This window comes from Streptomyces sp. NPDC058008 (assembly GCF_042886395.1).
Lineage (GTDB): Bacteria > Actinomycetota > Actinomycetes > Streptomycetales > Streptomycetaceae > Streptomyces.
Genome location: NZ_JBHVQX010000017.1, coordinates 169,296 through 192,522 on the forward strand (window position 1 = coordinate 169,296; position 23,227 = coordinate 192,522).

At 71.2% G+C, this 23,227-nt stretch carries 24 protein-coding genes; 7 read left to right on the forward strand and 17 right to left on the reverse strand.

All coding sequences use genetic code 11. The annotated features are described in order from the left end of the window. Positions 1 to 97: 97 nt before the first annotated feature. Both ACFVS9_RS19345 and ACFVS9_RS19350 read left to right on the forward strand, forming a co-directional pair. A complete protein-coding gene (locus ACFVS9_RS19345) occupies positions 98 to 883 on the forward strand; it encodes a Scr1 family TA system antitoxin-like transcriptional regulator (protein ID WP_389933842.1) in 786 nt (261 codons plus the stop codon). Beyond that, positions 880 to 1,122 (forward strand): DUF397 domain-containing protein, encoded by a 243-nt coding sequence (locus tag ACFVS9_RS19350; RefSeq protein WP_389933845.1) that lies wholly within the window; start codon positions 880 to 882, stop codon positions 1,120 to 1,122. Before ACFVS9_RS19345 ends, ACFVS9_RS19350 begins: the two co-directional genes overlap by 4 nt. Positions 1,123 to 1,139: 17 nt before the next feature. On the opposite strand, the gene ACFVS9_RS19355 is transcribed toward ACFVS9_RS19350, so the two are convergent. From ACFVS9_RS19355 to ACFVS9_RS19370, 4 genes are all read right to left on the reverse strand, one after another. Further along, positions 1,140 to 2,048 carry a MarR family transcriptional regulator gene (locus ACFVS9_RS19355; RefSeq protein ID WP_389933848.1) on the reverse strand — a complete coding sequence of 303 codons (909 nt, stop codon included), beginning with the start codon at positions 2,046 to 2,048 and terminating at the stop codon, positions 1,140 to 1,142. 419 nt (positions 2,049 to 2,467) lie between these two features. Beyond that, positions 2,468 to 3,394, reverse strand: a complete 927-nt coding sequence (locus ACFVS9_RS19360) for a DUF3387 domain-containing protein (protein WP_389933851.1) — start codon at positions 3,392 to 3,394, stop codon at positions 2,468 to 2,470. Positions 3,395 to 3,460: 66 nt separating this feature from the next. Further along, positions 3,461 to 4,456 (reverse strand): porphobilinogen synthase, encoded by a 996-nt coding sequence (gene hemB, locus ACFVS9_RS19365; protein WP_389933854.1) that lies wholly within the window; start codon positions 4,454 to 4,456, stop codon positions 3,461 to 3,463. Between the two features lie 104 nt (positions 4,457 to 4,560). Further along, complete coding sequence (locus tag ACFVS9_RS19370) at positions 4,561 to 5,124, reverse strand: TetR/AcrR family transcriptional regulator (protein ID WP_383117112.1); 564 nt, start codon at positions 5,122 to 5,124, stop codon at positions 4,561 to 4,563. Between the two features lie 117 nt (positions 5,125 to 5,241). Between ACFVS9_RS19370 and ACFVS9_RS19375 the strand changes: the two genes are divergently transcribed. Both ACFVS9_RS19375 and ACFVS9_RS19380 read left to right on the forward strand, forming a co-directional pair. After that, positions 5,242 to 6,255: an NADP-dependent oxidoreductase gene (locus ACFVS9_RS19375; protein ID WP_383117113.1), complete on the forward strand. Its 1,014-nt coding sequence runs from the start codon at positions 5,242 to 5,244 to the stop codon at positions 6,253 to 6,255. 197 nt (positions 6,256 to 6,452) lie between these two features. Further along, a complete protein-coding gene (locus ACFVS9_RS19380; protein WP_383117114.1) occupies positions 6,453 to 6,962 on the forward strand; it encodes a hypothetical protein in 510 nt (169 codons plus the stop codon). Between the two features lie 90 nt (positions 6,963 to 7,052). Here the strand turns inward: ACFVS9_RS19380 and ACFVS9_RS19385 are convergent, their stop codons facing one another. The 5 genes from ACFVS9_RS19385 to ACFVS9_RS19405 all read right to left on the reverse strand — a co-directional run bounded on the left by ACFVS9_RS19385 (position 7,053) and on the right by ACFVS9_RS19405 (position 12,536). Further along, positions 7,053 to 8,720 carry a uroporphyrinogen-III synthase gene (locus tag ACFVS9_RS19385; protein WP_383117115.1) on the reverse strand — a complete coding sequence of 556 codons (1,668 nt, stop codon included), beginning with the start codon at positions 8,718 to 8,720 and terminating at the stop codon, positions 7,053 to 7,055. Next, positions 8,717 to 9,703, reverse strand: a complete 987-nt coding sequence (gene hemC, locus ACFVS9_RS19390; RefSeq protein WP_383117116.1) for a hydroxymethylbilane synthase — start codon at positions 9,701 to 9,703, stop codon at positions 8,717 to 8,719. The genes ACFVS9_RS19385 and hemC overlap by 4 nt, the downstream gene beginning before the upstream one ends. Continuing rightward, positions 9,700 to 11,193, reverse strand: coding sequence for a glutamyl-tRNA reductase (locus ACFVS9_RS19395; protein ID WP_389933859.1), 1,494 nt, complete (start codon positions 11,191 to 11,193; stop codon positions 9,700 to 9,702). Before ACFVS9_RS19395 ends, hemC begins: the two co-directional genes overlap by 4 nt. After that, positions 11,190 to 11,975 (reverse strand): redox-sensing transcriptional repressor Rex, encoded by a 786-nt coding sequence (locus ACFVS9_RS19400; RefSeq protein ID WP_383117118.1) that lies wholly within the window; start codon positions 11,973 to 11,975, stop codon positions 11,190 to 11,192. Before ACFVS9_RS19400 ends, ACFVS9_RS19395 begins: the two co-directional genes overlap by 4 nt. Before the next feature lie 285 nt (positions 11,976 to 12,260). Continuing rightward, positions 12,261 to 12,536 carry a glutaredoxin family protein gene (locus ACFVS9_RS19405; RefSeq protein ID WP_383117119.1) on the reverse strand — a complete coding sequence of 92 codons (276 nt, stop codon included), beginning with the start codon at positions 12,534 to 12,536 and terminating at the stop codon, positions 12,261 to 12,263. 144 nt (positions 12,537 to 12,680) lie between these two features. Here ACFVS9_RS19405 and ACFVS9_RS19410 point away from each other — a divergent pair, with 144 nt between their 5' ends. The 3 genes from ACFVS9_RS19410 (at position 12,681) to ACFVS9_RS19420 (ending at position 16,223) form a co-directional block, all read left to right on the forward strand. After that, a complete protein-coding gene (locus ACFVS9_RS19410) occupies positions 12,681 to 13,622 on the forward strand; it encodes an HAD family hydrolase (RefSeq protein ID WP_383117120.1) in 942 nt (313 codons plus the stop codon). 412 nt (positions 13,623 to 14,034) lie between these two features. Then, positions 14,035 to 14,817 (forward strand): ECF subfamily RNA polymerase sigma factor, BldN family, encoded by a 783-nt coding sequence (locus ACFVS9_RS19415; RefSeq protein WP_383117121.1) that lies wholly within the window; start codon positions 14,035 to 14,037, stop codon positions 14,815 to 14,817. Between the two features lie 209 nt (positions 14,818 to 15,026). Beyond that, complete coding sequence (locus ACFVS9_RS19420; protein ID WP_383117122.1) at positions 15,027 to 16,223, forward strand: DUF5667 domain-containing protein; 1,197 nt, start codon at positions 15,027 to 15,029, stop codon at positions 16,221 to 16,223. 74 nt (positions 16,224 to 16,297) lie between these two features. Here ACFVS9_RS19420 and ACFVS9_RS19425 read toward each other — a convergent pair whose 3' ends face one another. The 8 genes from ACFVS9_RS19425 to ACFVS9_RS19460 form a co-directional block, all read right to left on the reverse strand. Further along, a complete protein-coding gene (locus ACFVS9_RS19425) occupies positions 16,298 to 17,344 on the reverse strand; it encodes a lysophospholipid acyltransferase family protein (protein ID WP_389933865.1) in 1,047 nt (348 codons plus the stop codon). A gap of 16 nt (positions 17,345 to 17,360) precedes the next feature. Beyond that, a complete protein-coding gene (locus ACFVS9_RS19430; RefSeq protein ID WP_383117128.1) occupies positions 17,361 to 18,404 on the reverse strand; it encodes an NAD-dependent epimerase/dehydratase family protein in 1,044 nt (347 codons plus the stop codon). A 226-nt stretch (positions 18,405 to 18,630) separates the two neighbouring features. Further along, positions 18,631 to 18,729, reverse strand: coding sequence for a 30S ribosomal protein bS22 (locus ACFVS9_RS19435; RefSeq protein WP_003948845.1), 99 nt, complete (start codon positions 18,727 to 18,729; stop codon positions 18,631 to 18,633). Positions 18,730 to 18,839: 110 nt separating this feature from the next. Beyond that, positions 18,840 to 19,052, reverse strand: a complete 213-nt coding sequence (locus ACFVS9_RS19440) for a helix-turn-helix domain-containing protein (RefSeq protein WP_158070919.1) — start codon at positions 19,050 to 19,052, stop codon at positions 18,840 to 18,842. A gap of 128 nt (positions 19,053 to 19,180) precedes the next feature. Continuing rightward, the gene (locus ACFVS9_RS19445; protein ID WP_389933868.1) at positions 19,181 to 19,996 is read right to left on the reverse strand and encodes a phosphatase; all 816 of its coding nucleotides are present in this window, start codon (positions 19,994 to 19,996) and stop codon (positions 19,181 to 19,183) included. 76 nt (positions 19,997 to 20,072) lie between these two features. Next, positions 20,073 to 21,245, reverse strand: coding sequence for an acetoin utilization protein AcuC (locus tag ACFVS9_RS19450; RefSeq protein WP_389933871.1), 1,173 nt, complete (start codon positions 21,243 to 21,245; stop codon positions 20,073 to 20,075). After that, entirely contained in the window at positions 21,214 to 22,422 is a 1,209-nt protein-coding gene (locus ACFVS9_RS19455; protein ID WP_389933874.1) for an MFS transporter, read from the reverse strand. The genes ACFVS9_RS19450 and ACFVS9_RS19455 overlap by 32 nt, the downstream gene beginning before the upstream one ends. Positions 22,423 to 22,464: 42 nt before the next feature. Continuing rightward, entirely contained in the window at positions 22,465 to 23,112 is a 648-nt protein-coding gene (locus tag ACFVS9_RS19460) for an HAD family hydrolase (protein ID WP_383117127.1), read from the reverse strand. Between the last annotated feature and the right edge of the window lie 115 nt (positions 23,113 to 23,227).

The following is a 23,227-nucleotide window of genomic DNA, read 5'->3' on the forward strand; positions in this document are numbered from 1 at the left end:
TCTCCTGTACGGGTCGCCGACGCGTGAAGTACACACCAGGGCGGGGAGGCCGCACCGTATGCACCCCAGGAATCGGCAGCGCAGGAACGCGTCCGCCATGAAGCTCGTCGGCAAGCTGGTCGGCCTGTTCCGCGTCACGGCGGACCTGACCCAGGCCCAGCTCGCGGACCGGGCAGCCGTACAGGTGGAGACGATCGCCTCCATCGAACAGGGCCGCCGCACACTCCTCCCCGACCTGGCGCGACGCCTGGACGTACTGCTGGACACGAAGGGGGCACTGGAGACGGCGGTGGACAACATGCCGGAGGTGGACCTGATCCCCGCGTGGGCGGAGCAGTACATGGATCTGGAGCGGGAGGCGTTGGCGCTGTCCTGGTTCGAGAACCAGGTACTGCCGGGGCTGCTCCAGACGGAGAGCTACGCGCGGGCGGTGTTCCGCAGCAAGGTTCCGGTGATCAGCAAAGACGAGATCGAAGCACAGGTCTTGGCGCGCACCGACCGTCAAGGCATCCTGCACCGCACCGTGCCGCCGACCATCAGCTTCATCGTTTCCGAGGCCATCCTTCGGGACCGCCTCGGTGGTGATGAGGTGCATGCGGATACGCTCCGCCACCTGCGCACCTGCACCTCTCTGCCGGGCATCACACTCCAGGTGATGCCCCTCGGCCGCCAGACTCACGCGGCGCTCGACGGCCCGTTCATCCTGCTCGAAACACCGGACTACCAACATCTCGGCTACACGGAAACCCAGCGCGGCAGCCAACTGGTCGCCGACCCGGATGAGGTCAGCATCCTGGCGCAGAAGTATGCGATGCTGCGAACGCAGGCTCTGAACATCGAGGACACGAAAGGCCTGCTGGACCGGCTGCTAGGAGAGCTATGAGCACCGCACTTGAGTGGTTCAAGTCCAGCTACAGCAGCGACGAGGGCGGGGCCTGCCTCGAAGTCGCCTACAACTGGCGCAAGTCGAGCTACAGCGGCAGCGAAGGCGGGGCCTGCCTCGAAGTCGCCACGCACCCCACCGCCGTCCACGTCCGCGACTCCAAGAACCCCGAAGGCCCCACCTTCACCGTCGCTCCCACCGCCTGGTCGGCCTTCGCCGCGTTCGCGGCCGGCAGCTGACCGGACGGGCAAGGCGTTCAGGGCGCTTTGAGCAGATCGCGAAGCTCGGCGACGTAGGCACGCACGTCCCGTTCCGCAGGCAGTTCGACAGGGACGTCCGGTGCCCCCTCACCCGGCTCCCGACAGGCACCACAGAGGCCATCAGGAAGGGCCTCGGCGCGTCCGGGCACACCGCACTTGGTGCACTCCATCATCACCCGCCGTACCGGCGTACCCGGTGCGGGCGGCACCGGGGCGGTGGGCAGCTGGGGCGGGATCTTGTCCGTGAGGCGGCGGCGGACAAGGCCGACCGGTGAGCCGACCCCGGCGGGAAGCCCGGCGACAAGCGCCCGGACGAGGTAGTCGGCGTCCACTCCCCGCGTGAACCACTCGGCGGCCAGCGGCTCCAGGACCGCACAGTCGGCGGCGGAGAGCGCCAGCCGGGCATCAGCACGGCCGAGCTGCGCCAAGGCCGCGTACGCGGGTGAGTGCCCTTCGGGGACCGGCTCCCGCTCCCGCGCCCTCTGCTCGGGCACGACCGGGGCTGCGGCAGGGGCCACAGGGGCAACGACCGCCACGGGCCCGGGCGCGGCCGCCCGCTGGACCTCGGCAGCCATCAGCGCGCCCCACCACTCGTTGTCGCGGGCCGTGCGGGACCAGAACGTGCGGAAGACCCAGCGCACTTGGCCGCCCTCACCGGTCACCAGGCAGCGCACACGGCGCAGATACCCGGCGACGGACAGGGCCTTGAGGGCCGAGCCGACCGCCTGCTGACCGTAGAGCGGCAACTGCTTCGCCAGCCCTTTGACGTCCATCGCCGCGCCCTCGGGAAGCCGGTCGATGAACCCGGCGATGTTCCGCTCCCGCAGCGGTAGCAGCATGAAGTCGTCGGCGCAGCGCGGCCGTTGGTCCGGCGCGGATCGCTTGCCGTAGCCGGGACTGGCCATCGGATACGGGCGCGAGGAGGTGGGAGTGCTCGGGGCGGAGCTAAGGTGCTGGATAGCCACGGGATCGCTCTTTCGATCTTGCGGTGAGACCCCGGCCTGGTGTTGCTAGCACCGTGTCGGGGTCGTTCTGTTTCCGCACCGTAAGCAGTCGCGACACTCCGCTGCAAGTTGGTCACGATTAGTCATACTTGCTGGCCGTGACGGGTCAGGGAGGTCGGGGAGGTTCACCCGAACCCTCTTCTCCCTACCGGGCAAAGAAGGCGCTCGAATCCCGAAGCCCGCATCCCGCCGCCCGGATCCCGAAGCTCAAGCACCGGGCCCGCGCCTCCCGGAACGTCCCCCGGGAGAGTGATCGCACCCCTCCCGAAGCTCGCCCCTCGAACCCCGGTGCCCGAAACCCGAGCTTCGGGCACCGGGGCTCACGCCATCGCCTCCGCCAGGTCCTCCGCCTGCTTCAAGACCCGCTCGATCGCCGCCGACTGCTTGTCCGGCGGGTATCCGTGCTTACGCAGGAGCCGGAGCACCCGGGCCATGATCCGGTCCCTGGCCTGCTCCTTCAGCTTCCAGTCGACGGTGACGTCCTTGCGGATCTGCTCGTACAGCTCGTGCGCGATCCGCGCGAGAGCCGAGTCCTCCATCTGCTCGACCGCGGAAGGATCGGCGGCCAGGGCGTCGTAGAAGGCCAACTCGTCCTCCGTCAGCCCGAGCGTCTCGGCCCGGCCCCGGTCGGCGGACACCTCCTGTGCCAGCTCGATGAGGAACTTCATGAACTCGGCGGCGGTCAGGAGCCCGTTCGTGTACCGGTTCATCGCGGCCCGCACCCGGCTCGTGAAGCTCTCCTGCCGCGTCAGGTTGCGAGGATGGGCGTCCCGGATCTCCTTGAGCAACGCCCGCCGCAGCGCCTCGATAGCCAGGTTCGGATGCCTGGACGCCTGGAGCTTCCGCAGGAGTGACTCGTCCAGATGGGACAGGTCCGGTTTGGTCAGGCCGGCGGCGTCGTAGATGTCCACGACACCGTCGGCGGCGATGACCGAGGCGTGGAGCTGCGCGATGAGCGGCTCCACGTCCGCCGCTGTGGCCGTGTCCTGCTCCTGCCGCTCGTCGGCCGTGTACTTCTCCCGCGACTTCCGCACGGACTCGAAGAACCGGATGTCGGGCAGCAGATCCTGCACTCGCTGATCGGTCGGGCAGAGAGAGAAAGCCTGGCGGATCAGACCTGAGTGATACATGAACCGCTGCTTGCGGGGGGCCTGCTCGGGTTCCAGCCCTGGCTCCGGCGTGATCAGGAACTCCAGAACCCCGGCCAAGGCCTCCTGGTAGGAGGCAGCTGGAACGACCGCTTCCAAAAGCTCTCTATGCGGCGAAAGCGGGCCACGACTCGTCGTGCCCCGCTCCCAGACCCTCCGCGAGGCTCAGTGCCCGAGCTTCCGCGCGACCTCCGTCGCCCAGTACGTCAGGATCATCTGCGCGCCCGCGCGCCGGATGCCCGTCAGGCTCTCCAGGATCGCCGCGTCCCGGTCGATCCAGCCCTTCTCCGCGGCGGCCTCGATCATGGCGTACTCACCACTGATCTGGTACGCCGCGACCGGCACGTCCACCGCGTCGGCGACCCTGGCGAGGACGTCCAGGTACGGGCCGGCCGGCTTGACCATGACCATGTCGGCGCCCTCCGCCAGGTCCAGCGCCAGCTCACGCATCGACTCGCGGACGTTGGCCGGGTCCTGCTGGTACGTCTTGCGGTCGCCCTGGAGCGAGGAGCCGACGGCCTCGCGGAAGGGGCCGTAGAAGGCGGACGAGTACTTCACGGTGTAGGCGAGGATCGACACGTCCTCGTGGCCCGTCTGGTCCAGCGCGTCACGGATCACTCCGACCTGGCCGTCCATCATGCCGCTGGGGCCCACCATGTGCGCGCCCGCGTCCGCCTGCACCTGGGCCATCTCGGCGTACCGCTCCAGGGTGGCGTCGTTGTCGATGCGGCCGTCCTCGGTCAGCACCCCGCAGTGACCGTGGTCGGTGTACTCGTCCAGACAGAGGTCCGACATGACCACGAGGTCGTCACCGACCTCCTCCCGCACCGCCCGCAGACCCGCCTGGAGGATGCCCTCCGGGTCGGTGCCCGCCGTGCCCCGGGCGTCCTTCTTCCCGTCCAGCGGGACACCGAAGAGCATGATCCCCGAGACGCCCGCCGCGACCGCCTCGACGGCGGCCTTCCGCAGCGTGTCCAGGGTGTGCTGCTGGACCCCCGGCATGGCCGAGATGGCGACGGGCGCGTCGATGCCCTCACGCACGAACGCCGGCAGGATCAGGTTCGCCGGGGCGAGCCGGGTCTCGGCGACCATGCGCCGCATGACGGGGGTCGTCCGCAGCCGGCGGGGCCGCGAGCCGGGAAAGTTTCCGTAATCGGTCATCCTTCGAGACTAGACCCGCACACATCACCGGTTTACCGACAACCCAGCCGGAAAAAAGGGCCGCCGTCGGGGAGGCGGCCCGGAGGCGGCGCCTCCACCCGGCGTCACCGCTCTCCGCCCGCCCCGCCCGTCAGGATCGCGCCCGCGACGACCTCGAAGAGCCGTCCGGCGCGCGGCGCGAGGGAGGCCTGGTCGCCGAGCCAGGCGAGCATCGCCACCAGCCCGAACAGATCGGCGCCGTCGATGTCCTCCCGCGCCACGCCCGCCGCCTGGGCGCGGGCGAGGAGCCGCGCACCGGCCGCGCGCAGGGTGACGCAGGAGGCGTGCAGCGCGGAGTCGGGGTCCTCGATGGCGGCCGCCATGAGCACGGTCACCCCCCGGTACTCGGTCGTCCACGCGACGCAGTCACGCAGCCACGAGACGAGCGCGTCCCCGGGCGAGCCGGACGCCTCCAGCCCCTCGGCCCGCGCCGTCAGCTCGTCGAAGCTCGTACGGAGCAGGGCGTCGAGCAGCGCCTCGCGCGTCGGGAAGTGGCGCAGCAGCGTCGCGAGTCCGACGTCGGCCCGGCGCGCGATGTCGCGCAGGGACACCTCGACGCCCTGCTCGGCTATGGCGGTGCCCGCTACGGCGAGCACGTGATCGCGGTTCTTCCTGGCGTCCGCCCGCATCCGTCCCTGCCCCCTTGACTATCCGGATCAGTGGTCCATATATTTGGATCAGTGATCCACTTATATGGATCGCTGATCCGAATCAGCCTATCCCGCAGCGCGGGCAGGAGAAGAACGATGCCGACACACACGATGAGGGCGATCCGCCTCCATGAGCACGGCGGCCCCGAGGTCCTGCGCCAGGACGAGGTACCGGTCCCCGAGCCGGGCCCGGGCGAGGTGCTCGTCCGCGTCCACGCGGTCGGCGTCAACCCCCCTGACCGGTACCTGCGCGACGGGATGGCCGACCTGCCCCCGGAGACGAGGCCGGAGTTCACCCTGCCCGTGATCCCGGGGACGGACGTGTCGGGCGTCGTCGAGGCCGTCGCCCCGGACGTGGACGGCTTCTCCCCCGGGGACGAGGTCTTCGGCCTCCTCCGCTTCCCGAGCTTCGACGGCGGCGCCTACGCCGAGTACGTGGCCGCGCCCGCCTCGGACCTGGCGCTCAAGCCGGCCGGCATCGACCACGTGCACGCGGCCGGGGCGCCCATGGCCGGGCTCACCGCGTGGCAGTTCCTGATCGAGCTCGGACACGACCACCCCTCCCCCTTCCAGGCCGCCGAGCACCGCCCGGTACCACTCGGCGAGGGCGTGCGGGTCCTCGTCAACGGCGCTGCGGGCGGCGTGGGGCACTTCGCGGTGCAACTGGCGAAATGGAAGGGCGCGCACGTCATCGCGGTGGCGTCGGGGACGCACGAATCGTTCCTGCGCGAGCTCGGGGCCGACGAGTTCATCGACTACACCAGGAACCGCCCCGAGGACCTCGTACGCGGCGCCGACCTGGTGCTCGACGCCGTCGGCGGCCCCGGCAGCAGGCGCTTCCTGCGCACGCTCAAGCGCGGCGGGTCCCAGTTCCCCGTGTTCTTCGGCGAGTTCGACGACCAGGAGAACACGGAGCTGGGCGTCACGGTCACGGGCACCCAGGTCCGTTCGAACGGCGCGCAGCTCGCCGAGCTGGGGCGCCTGCTCGACACAGGCACGGTCCGCGTCGCGATCGACAGCACGTTCGCGCTCGCGGACGCCCGGGCGGCACACGAACGCGCCGCCCAGGGCCACGTCCAGGGCAAGATCGTGCTCACCGTCCCCCGGTGACGGGCCCGGCCGCCCCCGCACCGCCCCGCACGGACGCGGCCGGGACCGCCTGACCCCGGCGGCCCGGCACCCACGACGGGAGCCTTCCGCGGCGGCCCGCACCCGCCCGGCCCCGGGCGCCTAGGGTGGGGGCAGGACGACGCCCTGAACCGCACCCCGGGGGGGACCGCGGAAGGCCGGGCAGTGGGGGGAACGACATGACCGAGGACCACGCGGGCCGCATACGCCGCACCGCGTCCAAACGCGCCGCGGCCGCGGCACTCGTCGCCGCGGTGGCCGTGCTCGGCCCCGGCCTGGGAACCGGAGTGCCCTGGTGGCTGGTGCTGACTCTCGCCGTACCGGCAGCGGCCCTCGCGGGCTGGGCCGGATCACGCATCGGCCGGATGGACGCCATCCGTGACAACGAGCTGGACCCCGGCGAACAGGTGCTCGGCACCTACGCGGTACGGCCCCCGTACACCGAGCACACCCCGCCCTCGCCCCACGAAGGCCCGCAGTACCACCTGCGGGTCACGGACCGCGGGCTCCAGATGTGGGAACGCGCCGAGCTGCTGTGGAAACACCCCTGGCCGGAACTGCGGGTCATCACCGACGGCCCGCGGCTCCGCATCCACCACCAGGGACAGGAGGCCGGGAACATGCTGCTGGAACAGCCCGGCGCGGCCCAGGCCGTCCAGCTGACCGCCCGGCGCCGGGGCGCCGCCTGACGGAGACCCGTCCGGCGTCACCACCGGGAACGACCGCGGGCCCGGCCGCTCCGTGAAGGAGTGGCCGGGCCCGCACACGCGTCGTCCGCCTCAGGTGGTCGTCCGGCGCCGCCGCGCACCGGGGCGCCGCTCGCTCGGCCGGGTCACCGGGTCACCGGCCTCCTTGGCCGCGTCCCGGCGCTGCGCACCGAAGTCCGCCAGCGCCTGGGCCAGCTTGTGGACCGAAGGCTCCGGGGACAGGACGTCGACCCGCAGGCCGTGCTCCTCCGCGGTCTTCGCCGTGGCCGGGCCGATGCACGCGATCACCGTCACGTTGTGCGGCTTGCCCGCGATACCGACCAGGTTGCGGACCGTCGAGGACGAGGTGAAGAGCACCGCGTCGAAACCGCCGCCCTTGATCGCCTCCCGGGTCTCGGCCGGCGGCGGCGAGGCACGGACCGTGCGGTACGCGGTGACGTCGTCGACCTCCCAGCCCAGCTCGATGAGTCCGGCCACCAGGGTCTCGGTGGCGATGTCCGCGCGCGGCAGGAACACCCGGTCGATCGGGTCGAAGACCGGGTCGTACGGCGGCCAGTCCTCCAGCAGACCGGCGGCCGACTGCTCACCGGACGGCATCAGGTCCGGCTTCACACCGAAGTCGACCAGTGCGGCACCGGTCTGCTCACCGACGGCCGCGACCTTGATCCCGGCGAAGGCACGGGCGTCGAGCCCGTACTCCTCGAACTTCTCCCGCACGGCCTTCACCGCGTTCACCGAGGTGAAGGCGATCCACTCGTAGCGGCCCGTGACCAGGCCCTTGACCGCGCGCTCCATCTGCTGGGGCGTACGCGGCGGCTCGACGGCGATCGTCGGGACCTCGTGCGGCACCGCACCGTAGGAACGCAGTTGGTCGGAGAGCGACGCCGCCTGCTCCTTCGTACGCGGCACGAGCACCTTCCAGCCGAACAGCGGCTTGGACTCGAACCACGCGAGCTGGTCGCGCTGGGCGGCTGAGCTGCGCTCCCCGACCACGGCTATGACGGGCCGGTGCCCGTCCGGCGACGGGAGGACCTTGGCCTGCTTCAGGACCTGGGCGATCGTCCCGAGGGTCGCCGTCCAGGTGCGCTGGCGGGTGGTCGTCCCCGCGATCGTGACCGTGAGCGGGGTGTCGGGCTTGCGCCCGGCCGAGACCAGCTCACCCGCGGCAGCGGCGACCGCGTCGAGCGACGTGGACACGACGGCCGTCGCATCGCTCGCACCGACCTCGGACCAGCAGCGGTCCGAAGCCGTACGGGCGTCCACGAAGCGGACGTCGGCGCCCTGCGCGTCGCGCAGCGGCACACCGGCGTACGCGGGTACACCGACCGCGTTGGCGATGCCGGGCACAACCTCGAAAGGCACACCCGCGGCGGCGCAGGCGAGCATCTCGGCACCCGTGTCGCCGTCCAGGCCGGGGTCGCCCGTGACGGCACGCACCACCCGCCTGCCGCCCTTCGCGGCCTCCATGACAAGATTGGCGGCATCCCTGAGGACGGGTACTCCAGCAGGTGTTGACGCCATGTCAACAACCGTCATCTCAGGCGTGCTTACCCCTGCCCGCGCATGGCAGCGAACGACGTCGAGGACGTCCGGCTCCGCTACAAGGACGTCCGCGCTCGCAAGCGCTTCGACCGCGCGCAGCGTCAGCAGTCCCGGGTCGCCGGGACCGGCGCCGAGGAAGGTGACATGCCCTGAGGACAGGACAGGGAAGTCGGATACGACAGGGCCGGTGGGGCTCAAAGTGCTCGCTCCCCCATAAGACCGGCCGCACCCTTGGCGAGCATCTCGGACGCGAGCTCGCGACCGAGGGCCGCCGCGTCGTCGTGCGACGTGGGGACGGGACCGGTGATGGACAGCTGCACCAGGGAAGTACCGTCGGTCGAACCGACGACACCGCGCAGGCGCAGTTCGTTGACAACCTGCCCGTCGGCCAGGAGATCGGCCAGCGCACCCACAGGTGCGGAACAGCCGGCCTCCAGGGCGTTGAGCAGGGCGCGCTCGGCGGTCACGGCGACCCGGGTGTACGGGTCGTCGAGCTCGGCGAGGGCTGCGGCGAGGTCCGCGCTGCTTTCAGCGCATTCGATCGCCAGTGCTCCCTGGCCGGGAGCGGGCAGGACGGTGTCCACCGGCAGGAAGCCGGTGACCTCGTCCGTGCGTCCGAGGCGGCTGAGCCCGGCGGCGGCGAGAACCACCGCGTCCAGCTCCCCGCTCCGTACAAAACCGATGCGCGTATCGACGTTGCCGCGGATCGCGACGGTCTCTATCTCGAGGCCGTGCGAGCGGGCGTACGCGTTGAGCTGCGCCATGCGGCGCGGCGAACCGGTGCCGATGCGGGCACCGGGCGGAAGCTGCTCGAAGGTCAGCCCGTCCCGCGCCACCAGCGCGTCGCGCGGGTCCTCGCGCGGCGGCACGGCGGCCAGGACGAGGCCCTCGGGCTGCGTGGTCGGCAGGTCCTTGAGCGAGTGGACGGCGAAGTCCACCTCACCGCTCAGCACCGCTTCACGCAGGGCCGCGACGAACACACCGGTCCCGCCGATCTGCGCGAGGTGCTCCCGGGAGACGTCCCCGTACGTGGTGATCTCGACGAGCTCGACGGCACGCCCGGTCACCTCGCGGACCGCATCGGCCACCATGCCGGACTGCGCCATGGCGAGCTTGCTGCGCCGGGTGCCTAGCCGGAGCGGTGTGGTGGTCTCCCCGCCCAGGGGTGAGTTGTCGGTCATGACCGCCCTCTATTCGGGTCGTTCAGGTCTGCCCGGGAGACGGCGGCCACCGTCAGCGGGTCGAGGTCGAAGAGTTCCCGCAGCGCATCGGCGTACCCGGCGCCGCCGGGCTCGCTGGCGAGCTGCTTGACCCGCACGGTGGGCGCGTGCAGGAGCTTGTCGACGACGCGGCGCACGGTCTGCGTGATCTCGGCGCGCTGCTTCTCGTCGAGGTCGGGGAGGCGCCCGTCGAGCCGCGCGATCTCGCCGGCCACCACATCGGCGGCCATCGTGCGCAGGGCGACGACGGTCGGGGTGATGTGGGCGGCGCGCTGCGCGGCCCCGAAGGCGGCGACCTCGTCGGCGACGATGGTGCGCACCTGGTCCACATCGGCGGCCATCGGGGCGTCCGCGGACGCCTCGGCGAGCGACTCGATGTCGACGAGGCGCACACCGGCGACGCGGTGGGCCGCTCCGTCGATGTCACGCGGCATCGCGAGGTCGAGCAGGTGGAGCCGGGCGGGACCGGTGCCGGCCGGACGCGCGGGCACCCGGCGTACGGCCCGGGCCTGCGCGGCCGTGGTGGCCGTGCCGTTCTCCACCCACGCCGCGTGCTGGTCCAGCGCGTCGGGTGCGGGGGCGGCGGGGGCCGTCGGTGCCTGCTCCGCGGTGTCGAAATCGACGCCGAGCGCGGCGGCGACCGCCTCCGCGGTCAGGACGAGACCCGTCGCGCCGGTGCAGGACACGACGACGTCGGCACGTGTCAGTTCGTCCGCGACCTCGCCCATCCCGACGGCGCGCGCCGCCGGGACACCGGTCTGGCCGAGGATCTCGACGAGCCGGTCGGCCCGCGCCCGGGTCCGGTTGGCGACGACGATCTCCTCGACGCCCGCGCGGGCCAGGGTGGCGGCGGCGAGCGAGGACATCGAGCCCGCGCCGATCACCAGCGCGCGCTTCCCGGCCGCCCAGCCCGCGACCTCGGCACCGTCGGCGAGCTGTTCGAGGCCGAAGGTGACGAGCGACTGCCCGGCCCGGTCGATGCCGGTCTCGCTGTGGGCGCGCTTGCCGACCCGCAGGGCCTGCTGGAAGAGGTCGTTCAGCAGCCGGCCCGCGGTGTGGAGCTCCTGCCCCAGCGCCAGACCGTCCTTGATCTGGCCGAGGATCTGGCCCTCGCCCACCACCATCGAGTCCAGCCCGCACGCCACCGAGAAGAGGTGGTGGACGGCACGGTCCTCGTAGTGCACGTAGAGATAAGGGGTGAGCTCGTCCAGCCCGACCCCGCTGTGCTGCGCGAGCAGGGTGGACAGCTCGGCGACACCCGCGTGGAACTTGTCCACGTCCGCGTACAGCTCGATGCGGTTGCAGGTGGCCAGGACGGCGGCCTCGGTCGCGGGTTCCGCGGCGAGGGTGTCCTGAAGCAGCTTCGTCCGGGCCTCGGCCGCCAGCGACGCCCGCTCCAGCACGGAGACGGGGGCGCTGCGGTGGCTCAGCCCCACGACCAGGAGACTCATGCCGGCATCACGGCGGGCATGTCCCCGTCAGGTCCCTTCCGGCCGGCGGGGTTGGCGCGCATCGGCGGCGCCTCGTCCTCGTCGGCGTCCACGGCCGCCCTGCCGTCGGCGGCGGCCTCCTCGCCGGCCTTGCGCTGCTCGTGGAAGGCGAGGATCTGCAGCTCGATCGAGAGGTCGACCTTGCGCACGTCGACGCCCTCGGGCACGGAGAGCACCGTCGGAGCGAAGTTCAGGATGGAGGTCACACCCGCGGCGACGAGCCGGTCGCAGACCTGCTGGGCCGCGCCGGGCGGAGTGGTGATCACGCCGATGGACACACCGTTGTCGCTGATGATCCGGTCCAGCTCATCGGTGTGCTGGACGGCGATCCCGGCCACCGGCGTACCCGCCATGGCGGGGTCGGCGTCGATCAGTGCCGCGACCCGGAAACCACGGGAGGCGAACCCGCCGTAGTTGGCGAGGGCCGCGCCGAGGTTACCGATGCCGACGATCGCGACCGGCCAGTCCTGGGTGAGCCCGAGTTCACGGGAGATCTGGTAGACGAGATACTCGACGTCGTACCCGACACCGCGCGTGCCGTAGGAGCCCAGGTAGCTGAAGTCCTTGCGCAGCTTGGCGGAGTTGACCCCCGCCGCCGCGGCGAGTTCCTCGGAGGAAACCGTGGGTACCGAGCGCTCGGAGAGCGCTGTCAGTGCGCGGAGATACAGCGGAAGCCGGGCGACGGTGGCCTCGGGAATTCCTCGGCTACGGGTCGCCGGTCGGTGAGTTCGGCCAGTTGCCACGGTGCTCCTGCGGGATGAGCGGGGCTGCAGGCGGCCGTATGTCCTATGACCGCCCCGTCGACAGCAGGCTATGTCTTTGTGAACGCGTGCACAAAGATAGTGTCCGTTTTGTCTGGTCAAAGTGACCGGGGTCACGCATATTCCCGGCACCATCCCGGAACCGGGGACGCCATCAGCCCGTTGCAGGCCCGAAGGGGGCAAGACGGTACACACTCCTCATGTCCACGCCCCCGAGACCACTCAAAACGCCCATGATGTTAACCGGGTTTCATCACGGAAGCCCCCTCACGTACGCAGAGCCGTGCGCAGCCGCGCCGGGTCCACCCGCCAGAAGGTGTGCTGCTCGCCGTCGATCAGGACCACCGGGATCTGCTCCCAGTACTCCGCGTGCAGCGCCTCGTCCTGGGTGATGTCCCTCTCCACCCAGGTCGCCCCGGTCTCCTCGCAGACCGCGCCGACCACCGCCCGCGCGTCGTCGCAGAGGTGGCACCCCGGCTTCCCCACGAGGGTCACCACCCGGTCCGCGGGCTTCTTCTTCGTACGACGCAGCAGAGCACTCATACCTTCATTCTGCGCCTCCCGCCGGACCCGGCCGGGCCGCGCCGGGGCACGGGATCACCCGTTTAACGCCCCGGTTCCGGAGAGTTCACACCGCCGCATCCCGCCGGGTCGGGAACGGACGGGCACAGTGGCTATGCTCACGACATGGCCGCACTTGGATGGCTCACCCCCCGCAGGCGCCCCGCCACGGCACGCAGCGTGCTGGCAGGCGAGGCCGCAGCCGAGGCCGCGCGGAAGTCGGCACTTCCGGCCGGCGCCGAAGAACTGCCGACCGCCCCCGAGGAAGAGGGGGAGCCCCCCTTCCCGGTGGCCGGGGACACCCGGGCCGCCGCCTTCTTCGACCTCGACAACACCGTCATGCAGGGCGCCGCGATCTTCCACTTCGGCCGCGGCCTGTACAAGCGGAAGTTCTTCCAGCGCCGCGAACTGACCCGGTTCGCCTGGCAGCAGGCCTGGTTCAGGCTGGCCGGCGTCGAGGACCCGGAGCACATGCAGGACGCCCGCGACAGCGCCCTGTCCATCGTCAAGGGCCACCGGGTCTCCGAGCTGATGTCCATCGGCGAGGAGATCTACGACGAATACATGGCCGACCGCATCTGGCCCGGCACCCGCGCTCTCGCCCAGGCCCACCTCGACGCGGGCCAGAAGGTCTGGCTGGTCACCGCCGCCCCGGTGGAGACCGCCACGATCATCGCCCGCCGCCTGGGCCTCACCGGCGCCCTGGGCACGGTCGCCGAGTCCGTCGACGGCGTCTACACCGGCCGGCTGGTCGGCGAACCCCTGCACGGCCCGGCGAAGGCCGAGGCCGTCCGGGCGCTGGCGGCGGCCGAGGGCCTGGACCTGGAGCGCTGCGCGGCCTACAGCGACTCGCACAACGACATCCCGATGCTCTCCCTGGTCGGGCACCCCTACGCGATCAACCCGGACTCCAAACTGCGCAAGCACGCCCGCTCGCTGGACTGGCGGCTGCGCGACTACCGCACCGGCCGCAAGGCGGCCAAGGTCGGCATCCCCGCCGCGGCGGGCGTCGGCGCCCTCGCCGGGGGCACCGCCGCCGCCGTGGCGCTCCACCGCCGCCGCCGCTGACCCGGGGGCCCGCGACCCCGCCCACGCGCGACGAAGGCTCCGTACGGCACCTCCGTACGGAGCCTTCGCGCGCACGGAAGCGGCACGCCCGGGGACGTACACCCAATCGAGAGCGGAACACCGGGCGGGGACACCCATCGCCCCGGCCAGTCGCGTTGCGTCCGGGCGACCACAACCCGTTGCCGCCGTAGGCAGATCGCGAAGCCATTCGATCAATAACTGGTCACGATGTGCCACTTGAACCGTCACTTAGAGGTTACGGAAGCGACGTAACCGGTGATTTGAGCAACTGGGTGTAGCACCGCCTGTACGAAGCGTTATTCTCCTCAGACGCACAAAGAACCCGCCACCCGCTACCACGAGTGACGGTTTTCGAACTGCACGTGATGGAAGCTCTGCCTCTGGGAGTCCCGTGTACCCACACGTCGGGGTTGACACCTCGGGCCTGGCTACGCTGCGCGCAACGGTCCTCGACCTCTTGCGCGGCTTCGTCCCCACCGCGTACGCCGTCCCCCAATTCGCCACCCCTGTACCTGCCGGCCCTTGCTACGCCCTGGCCGAACGCAGCGCGGCCGTCGGAAGACGCACCACCCGCGGCGCCGCGACCGCGACCGCACCCGCCGTCCGCCGGCCCACGGCCGACAGCGACAGTGCGCGCATGATGGACCTCGTCGAGCGCGCACAGGCCGGCGAGGCCGACGCCTTCGGGCGCCTGTACGACCAGTACAGCGACACCGTGTACCGGTACATCTACTACCGCGTGGGAGGCAAGGCGACGGCGGAGGACCTCACCAGCGAGACCTTCCTGCGCGCACTGCGCCGCATCTCCACCTTCACCTGGCAGGGCCGTGACTTCGGCGCCTGGCTGGTCACGATCGCTCGCAACCTGGTCGCCGACCACTTCAAATCCAGTCGTTTCCGACTGGAAGTGACCACCGGCGAAATGCTCGACGCCAACGAGGTCGCGCGGAGCCCCGAGGACTCCGTCCTGGAGTCCCTCTCCAACGCCGCACTCCTGCAAGCCGTACGCCGGCTCAACCCGCAGCAGCAGGAGTGCGTGACCCTGAGATTCCTCCAGGGCCTCTCGGTCGCCGAGACCGCCCGGGTCATGGGGAAGAACGAGGGTGCGATCAAGACCTTGCAGTACCGGGCCGTGCGCACGCTCGCGCGACTCCTGCCGGACGACGCCCGCTGACGTCACCATCCGTGACGTGTCCGTGACACACCGATCGGATCATCCTCAGTCCGTAACCCAACTGCCGCGCCACTCGTTGTGCCGGATGCAGGCCCCCTGTCGCCGCACCAGACCGTTTCCACTCGCTCGATCGTGTGGAAACGTCTCCGGTGGGCAACCTTCCGGACCCTCAGGGGAGTCGACCGTCATGACGAGAGGAGGTGCCGCCAGTGATCGCAAACGTTTCGGCACACCGGCGGGCGAACGCCTTCGCCCAGGCCCTGGAGGAACAGTCCCCCCAGGGTGCGGCGGCCGTACAGCCCGAGGACCCGGCCGAACCGGCCGACCACGGAAAGCTGTTGGCCCTGGCGAACGGCCTCGGTGAACTACCGGAGCCGCAATTCGATCCCGAGGTCAAAGTGGTGCAACGAGCCCAGCTCGTCGCCGCCATGGAGACCATGTTCGCCGAAGGCGGTGCGTCCACGGGCCCTACGGTGCCCGAACAGCGGAACAAGGGAGCCCACCGGGCCTCCCCGATCCGGAGGCTGCGTCCCCGCTCCCGCTGGGCGAAGGGCCTCACCGCGGGCGGGCTCACGGTCGGTGTGGCCGCGGGAGCATTCGGCGGAGTGGCCGCTGCCAGTTCCGACGCCCTGCCGGGTGACTCCCTCTACCCGCTCAAGCGGGGCATGGAGGACATCAGCCGCGGCATGGCGAACAACGACGCCGACCGGGGCGAGGCCTACCTCGACCAGGCGTCGACCCGCCTCAGCGAGGCCCGCCGGCTCATGGAGCGGGGCCGCTCGGGCCACATGGACCACGAGTCGATCGGCGAGGTGAGACGCGCGCTCAACGGCATGACGCACGACGCGACCGAGGGCCAGCGCCTGCTCCACTCCGCCTACGAGCGCGACGGCTCCATCGGCCCCATCCAGACGCTGGACTCCTTCTCCCGCTCGCACCGCGCGAGCTGGAGCAGCCTCCGCGACCGGCTGCCCGTCCAGCTGACCGACATCAGCGAGAAGGTCAGCTCCGTCTTCGAGGCCATGGACGAGGAAGTCGCACCCCTGAAGTCCCTGCTGCCCCCCACCCCGGGCACGGGACGGGACGCACCGCCCGCCGGTTCCGCACAGGAGGACCGGGACGGCTCGAACCCCGAGCACCGGGCCCCCTCCACCTCCGCGGCCCCGGACGACACCGAATCCAGCAGCAGCGCCCCGAAGCCCTCCGGCTCCGACAGCGGCCCGGCCGACGGGCTGCTCGGCGGAAACACCGGCGGCCTCCTGGAAGACCTCCCGACGGACGGCACCACCCCGTCGTCACCGGGCGGCACATCCGGCACGGCCCCCTCGCCCGACGTCACCCTGCCGCCGCTGCTCCCGGGCCTGCTGCCCGGCCTCGGCATCACGAGCGAGGACGTCCAGCCGTAGCCCCCGCACGGAGGGAGGGGCGGTCCGGACCGGACCGCCCCTCCCTCCTGACGTGAGCCGTGCGCGCCCCGCCGTCAGAAGAAGACCGACCGGCGCTGCACCAGCAGCTTGTAGAGCGTGTGCTGGATCTGCTCCCGCACCTGGTCCGTCAGGTTGAACATCAGCATCGGATCCTCCGCCGCCTCCGGCGGATACCCGTCCGTGGGGATCGGCTCCCCGAACTGGATGGTCCACTTCGTCGGCAGCGGCAGCGCGCCCAGCGGCCCCAGCCACGGGAACGTCGGCGTGATCGGGAAGTACGGGACCCCCAGGACCCGCGCCAGCGTCTTCGAGTTGCCGATCATCGGGTAGATCTCCTCCGCCCCCACGATCGAGCACGGCACGATCGGCACCCCGGCCCGCAGCGCCGTCGACACGAACCCGCCCCGCCCGAAGCGCTGGAGCTTGTACCGCTCGCCGAACGGCTTGCCCAGCCCCTTGAACCCCTCCGGCATCACCCCGACGACCTCACCGCTCTGCAGCAGCCGCTCCGCGTCCTCCGCGCACGCCAAGGTGTGGCCGGCCTTCCTCGCCAGCTCGTTGACCACGGGGAGCATGAAGACGAGATCGGCCGCGAGCAGCCGCAGGTGCCGCTCGGCCGGGTGGTTGTCGTGCACCGCGACCTGGAGCATCAGCCCGTCCAGCGGCAGCGTCCCGGAGTGGTTGGCCACGATGAGCGCCCCGCCGTCGGACGGGATGTTCTCGATGCCCTTGACCTCGACCCGGAAGTAGTTGTCCGCCAGCGGCCTCAGCACCGACATGAGGACCTGGTCGGTCAGCTCCTTGTCGTAGCCGAACTCGTCGACGTCGTAGTCGCCCGTGAGCCTGCGCCGCAGGAACGCGAGCCCGCCCGCGATCCGCCGGTCCCAGCCGCTCCCGGGCCCCTCTCCGCCGTCCTGGGAGGCACCGGCGGCCTCAGCGGCCCCTCCAGGCACCTGGCCGCCCGGCAGGGCGCTCACGGGCGCGGGACCGGCCGCACCGGACGCCTGCCCCCGGCCTCCGCCCGGCAGCACGCCTCTGCGCCGCCCCGCGCCGGAGCGCGAACGGTCGTCGTCGAAGGGAATGACCTTGGCGTCCGCCATCGTCGGTCGCGCTCCTCTACCTGGCGCCGTGCGTCGAATGTGTACCGGCGGCCAGCTTCCCGACCGCCCTGCCGACCCGCTCGGGAGGCAGCAGCCCCGGCCCCCGGCTCCGCGTGAACTCCGCGAACGTCCCGGCGGTGGTGAACCTCGGCCGGAACCCCAGCGTCTCGCGCATCTGCACCGTCGAGACCACCCTGCCGTGGGTGAGCAGTCTGATCTGCTCCGGCGAGAAGTCCGTCATGCCGATCGTACGGAGCGCCGTCCCCACCCAGGTGACCGCGGGCAGCAGCACGGGCACGGTCGGCCGCCCCAGCCGGCGCGCGCACTGCGAGAGCAGCAGCACACCGTCGCCGGCGATGTTGAACGTGCCGCTGTTCAGCGTCCCGCGCCGGGGTTCACGGGCGGCGATCTCCAGTACGTCGACGACGTCGTCCTCGTGGACGAACTGCAGCCTCGGGTCGTACCCGAGGACGGTCGGCAGGACCGGCAGCGTCAGGTAGTCCGCGAGCGGCGAGTCCGGCTCGGGCCCCAGGATGTTCGCGAACCGCAGCACGCACACGGCCACGTCCGGCCTGCGGCGCGCAAACCCGCGCACGTACCCCTCGACCTCCACCGCGTCCTTGGCGAAACCGCCGCTGGGCAGGGACTTGGGCGGCGTCGTCTCGGTGAAGACCGCGGGGTCGCGGGGGGCGGAGCCGTACACGTTTGTGCTGGACTTGACCACGAGCCGCCGCACGGACGGGGATTTCTGGCAGGCGCCCAGCAGTTGCATCGTGCCGATGACATTGGTCTCCTTGACCGTCGTCCGGCCGCCCGTGCCGAGCGCCTTCGCGGACACGTCCAGATGCACGACCGTGTCGACGGAATGCTCGGCGAGGACCCGGGCGATCGCCGACTGCCGGATGTCCGCCAGGACGAATTCCGCGTCGCCCAGCTGGTGCCCGGGGGCGACCGCGTCCACGGCGATCACCCGGTCCACACCGGGATCGCGCTGGACGCGCCGCACGAAACGGCCTCCCAGCTGCCGGGCCGCGCCTGTGACGAGCACGATCTTCCCCAAGATCAGCGCCTTCCGTCGATCGTTCACCGAGCGGGGTCTTCCCCTGGCCGTCACCGTAGTCGGTGGATGTTGCCCTGTGATGACCCCGGGCGGGCTTTACCGCACCATGGCGCGAATACCACCGGATCCGCCGCACGGGCATTGGCACAGGCACGGGCACGGGAAAAGCATCGGGGCCCTTCCGCCATGACGGCGGAAGGGCCCCGGACTCACGAACCGCGTTCGCTTACTTCTTGTTGCGACGCTGAACGCGCGTGCGCTTGAGCAGCTTGCGGTGCTTCTTCTTGGCCATCCGCTTGCGCCGCTTCTTGATAACAGAGCCCACGACTACCCTCGCTCACTTCTTCATCACTGGTGCGGGGCGTCTGGGCCCACACGACCTACGTCGGCCTAGCCTACCCGCCACCGGGTGAGGGACGTAATCCGAGGGCTCCGTCAGGCCGACTCCACCCCCACGAAGGACTCGCGAAGATACTCGTGAACCGCTTGCTCCGGGACCCGGAAGGACCTTCCCACCCTGATCGCCGGCAGATGACCGCTGTGCACCAAGCGGTACACGGTCATCTTCGACACCCTCATGACCGAGGCGACTTCCGCCACGGTCAGAAACTTGACCTCGTTGAGAGGCCTCTCGCTGTCAGCAGCCATGACCCACCTGTACCTTCCGCACGAGACGCGCACCGGCTTCCCCTCCGGTGACTCTTCGTCGTTGTGCGCTCACTCCCCAGGTTAGGGGCGGGTGATGCGAGTGGGGAAGAGGTGAGGCGATCGGCCGCCTACTGTGACAGAAACGCCCGATTGAGTACATACCGAGTCAGGGGCCGGTAGTAGTCCGCCCGTACACCGTCGTCGAGCGGGACGGCGACGGACACCCGCCCCTCCTCCTCGCCCACGAACAGCGCGGGGTCGTCCGTGTCCGCCAGCCCGATGGCCTCGATGCCCAGCTGACCTGCCCCGCAGACCCACCCGTGGTCCCCGACCACCAGCTCGGGCAGCACCCCCCAGGCCTTCACCGCCTCCTCCAGCACCACCCGGACCGGCAGCGGCGAGTGGGTGTGTGCGCCGGTGGCACTGCCCGGGACCCGCACGCCGGGTTCGCGCACCAGCGCGACACCTCGTACGTAGTCGAGGCTGTACGTGCGTACGCCGAACCGGGTCGTTATGTCGACACATCGGCCCTGCGCGGGGGTGAGCACCGCGCACCCCGCCGCCGACAAAGCGTCTGCCAGACCGGCGTAGAACCCGAGCAGCCGATGCGGATGCCCCGTGCCGAACAGCACCGGAGCCCGCCTCTCCACAGCGTCCGCGAGACACCGCGCGAACGCCTCCAGAGCGGCCAGGGTCCGCTCGGGGTCGATCACGTCCGTACCCGACACATGGTCAGGATCGTCCGACACCCCGCACTTGTCGGCCATCAGCCGCAGCAGGTCCCGTTCGCCCCACGCACGGTCCGGATCGAGTCCGAGCAGCATCCGGGGGTCCCTCGCGGCGAAAAGCCGGTAACTCCGCAGGCTGGTCTCCCGCGACGTGGCCACGGGCCCGGCGAGCCGGGCCGCCAGCAGATGAGCGCGCAGCGCTCCGGTGCTCAACACCCTCCCGATGCTCCCGCACCGCGACCGCGCCGGGGCCGGAACCCGGATACCGCCCCACCGTTGGCGTAACCGCGCCTCAGGCCAGCAGCCCCCGCAGCGGGAACGCCGACCGCCGGGTCGCCAGCACCGCCTGGTCCAGCCGGTCGGCGGGGTCGTACCCGTCCTCCCACGGCTGCCACGACGGCGTGCGCCCGTCGGTCATCCGGGCCGGGGCCGACTGCCGTGTACGGGCGTGGACCTCGTCCCGCCACGACGACGGGATCACCGACTCCGGGTCCACCGGCGCGTGGGCGGCGATCCCCACGAGATGGGTCCAGGACCTGGGCACCACGTCCACCACCGCGTAGCCTCCCCCGCCCAGGGCGACCCAGCGTCCCTCCTCCGCACAGGCGTGGGCCAGCTCATGACAGGCCGTCATGACGGCCCGCTGGGCGTCCAGCGACACCGCGAGATGTGCCAGCGGATCCTCGGCGTGCGTATCGGCCCCGTGCTGGGTCACCAGCACCTGCGGCCGGAAGTCCTCCAGCAGTTCCGGCACCACCGCGTGGAAGGCGCGCAGCCACCCGGCGTCGCCCGTCCCCGCCGGCAGGGCGACGTTCACCGCACCGCCCTCACCCGCCCCGGAGCCCGTCTCCTCCGGCCATCCCGTCTGCGGGAACAGCGTGCGCGGGTGCTCGTGCAGCGACACGGTCAGCACCCGGGGGTCCTCCCAGAACGCCGCCTGCACACCGTCCCCGTGGTGGACGTCCACATCGACGTACGCCACCCGCTCGGCGCCGAGTTCCAGCAGCCGGGCGATGGCCAGGGCCGGGTCGTTGTACACGCAGAAACCCGAGGCGGCCCCCGGCATCGCGTGGTGCAGCCCGCCGGTGAAGTTCACGGCGTGCGGGCTGTCCCCGCGCCACACCGCCTCCGCGGCCCCCACCGAAAGCCCCGCGATGAGCGCGGACGCCTCGTGCATCCCGGCGAAGGCGGGGTCGTCGACGGTCCCGAGGCCGTACGCCTGGTCGGCCGCCCCCGGGTCCGCCGACGCGGCCCGCACGGCCGCCACGTAGTCCTCACGGTGCACGAGCCGGAGGGTGGAATCCCCGGCGGACTTCGCCGACCGGACGTCCACCGAACCGTCCAGCCCGAACGCCCGCACCAGTCCCATCGTCAGGGCGAGTCTCACCGGGTCCATGGGGTGACCGGACCCGAAGTCGTATTCCGTTACTGCCTCATCCCACATCAGCCGCGCGCGCACGCTCATGCCCGCCACCGTATCGGGCGGGTTCCGTGCCGAACGACCGGGCGTACACGAGCGTGGCCAGGACCAGCACCATGGGCACGAGCATCGCCCCGCGGTAGCTCCACGCGTCCCCGAGCGCCCCCACCAGCGGCGACCCCACCAGGAACCCCACGTAGTTGAAGACGTTCAGCCGGGCCACGGCGACATCGCTGGCCCCGGGGAACATCCGTCCCGCCGCGGCGAAGGTCTGCGGCACGATCACACAGAGCCCCAGCCCCAGCAGCGTGAACCCGAGCATCCCCCACCAGGCCCCCGGCGCCACCGCCACCACCGCGAACCCCACGGCGGCCAGCACACTCCCGCCCCGCACCACGGCCACCGCCCCGAACCGCCGCACCCCGAGGTCCCCGACGGCCCGCCCCAGCAGCGTCGTCACCATGTAGACGTTGTACGGAACCGTCGCCAGCTGCTCCGAACTCCCCAGCACGTCCTGGAGGTACTTCGCGCTCCAGTTGGAGACCGTCGAGTCCCCGATGTACGCGAACGCCATCACCAGGCAGAGCGGCAGCAGCAGCCTGAACGGAACGGACGCACCCTGCCCGGGGCCGACCGCCTTCCCGTCCCCGCCCTCGCCGGCCCTTCCCTCGGCGTACCACCGGCTCCCGGCCAGGGCGGCGGGCAGCAGGACGGCCACCGCGGGCAGGTAGGACACCAGCAGCGACAGGTCCCCGTGCACACCGGCCCACGCCATCGACGCCCCGGCGATGCCTCCCAGGCTGTACGCGGCGTGGAACCCGAGCATGATGCTGCGCCCGTACGCCCGCTGGAGACTGACGCCCATCATGTTCATCGAGGCGTCCAGGGCCCCGACCGCCAGCCCGAACAGGCCGAGCGCGACGGCCGCCTGCCAGATCTCGCTGCCGGCCCCCACACCGAGCAGCGCCAGCATCACGACGGGCTGGGCCCACCTCAGCACGATCCCGGGCCGTACCCGCGCGACCACCTTCTCCGTGGCCACACTGGCCACCCCCGCCAGCACAGGCACCGCGGCCAGGAAGACGGGCAGCAGCCCGTCGGATATCCCGTACCGGTCCTGAATGGCGGGGATGCGCGTCACGAGCAGCGCGAAGGTCACCCCTTGCACCAGGAAGCTCAGAGCGAGCGAGGCCCTGCCGTACCGCAACCGCGCATCCGTCATGGCCGCGAGCGTAGAGCCAGGATCTACCGCTGGGTAGATGGATCAGGCGAGCAGTTCGGGCAGCTGCCTCATGTCGGAGAAGTGCCCCCTGACGCCGCCGAGCCGGTCCGCCGGCATCATCGAGGTGAAGCCGTACACGTCCATCCCCGCGGCCCGGGCCGCCTCGACACCCAGCGGGCTGTCCTCGATGACGACGCACCGTTCGGGGGCGATGCCCATCCGTTCGGCGGCGTGGAGGAACAGGTCCGGGGCGGGTTTCCCCCGCCCGACGTCCTCCGAGCTGAAGACCCACTCCTCCTCGAACCACTGGTCCAGCCCGGCGTTCCGGTGTCCCGCCGCGATCTTCTGGTGGCTGCCGGACGAGGCGACGCAGTACGCGACACCGTCCGCGACGAGCGAGCCCAGCAGCTCGTCGACCCCGTCCACCGCGGCGAGCTGTTCCTGCTGGAACGCGGTGAGGGTGCGCCGGTGGAGCTCCTCGTCGAAGTCGTCGGGCAGTTTCTCGCCGGTCCGCTCCTCCACGAGGTCGTGGACCCGGTGGATCGCGGCCCCCATGTAGTCGCGGAGGGACTCCTCGTACGAGGTGGGGTGGCCGAGCTCGGTGAGGTAGCCGGCCAGCACGGTGTTGGAGATCGGCTCACTGTCGACGAGCACGCCGTCGTTGTCGAAGATGACCAGTTCGTAGCGCATGGTCCGACCCTAGACGCTCAGAACGCAGAAAAGCCCCGTGCCACAAGGGCACGGGGCTTTCCCGGAATAATTGTTCGGCGGCGTCCTACTCTCCCACAGGGTCCCCCCTGCAGTA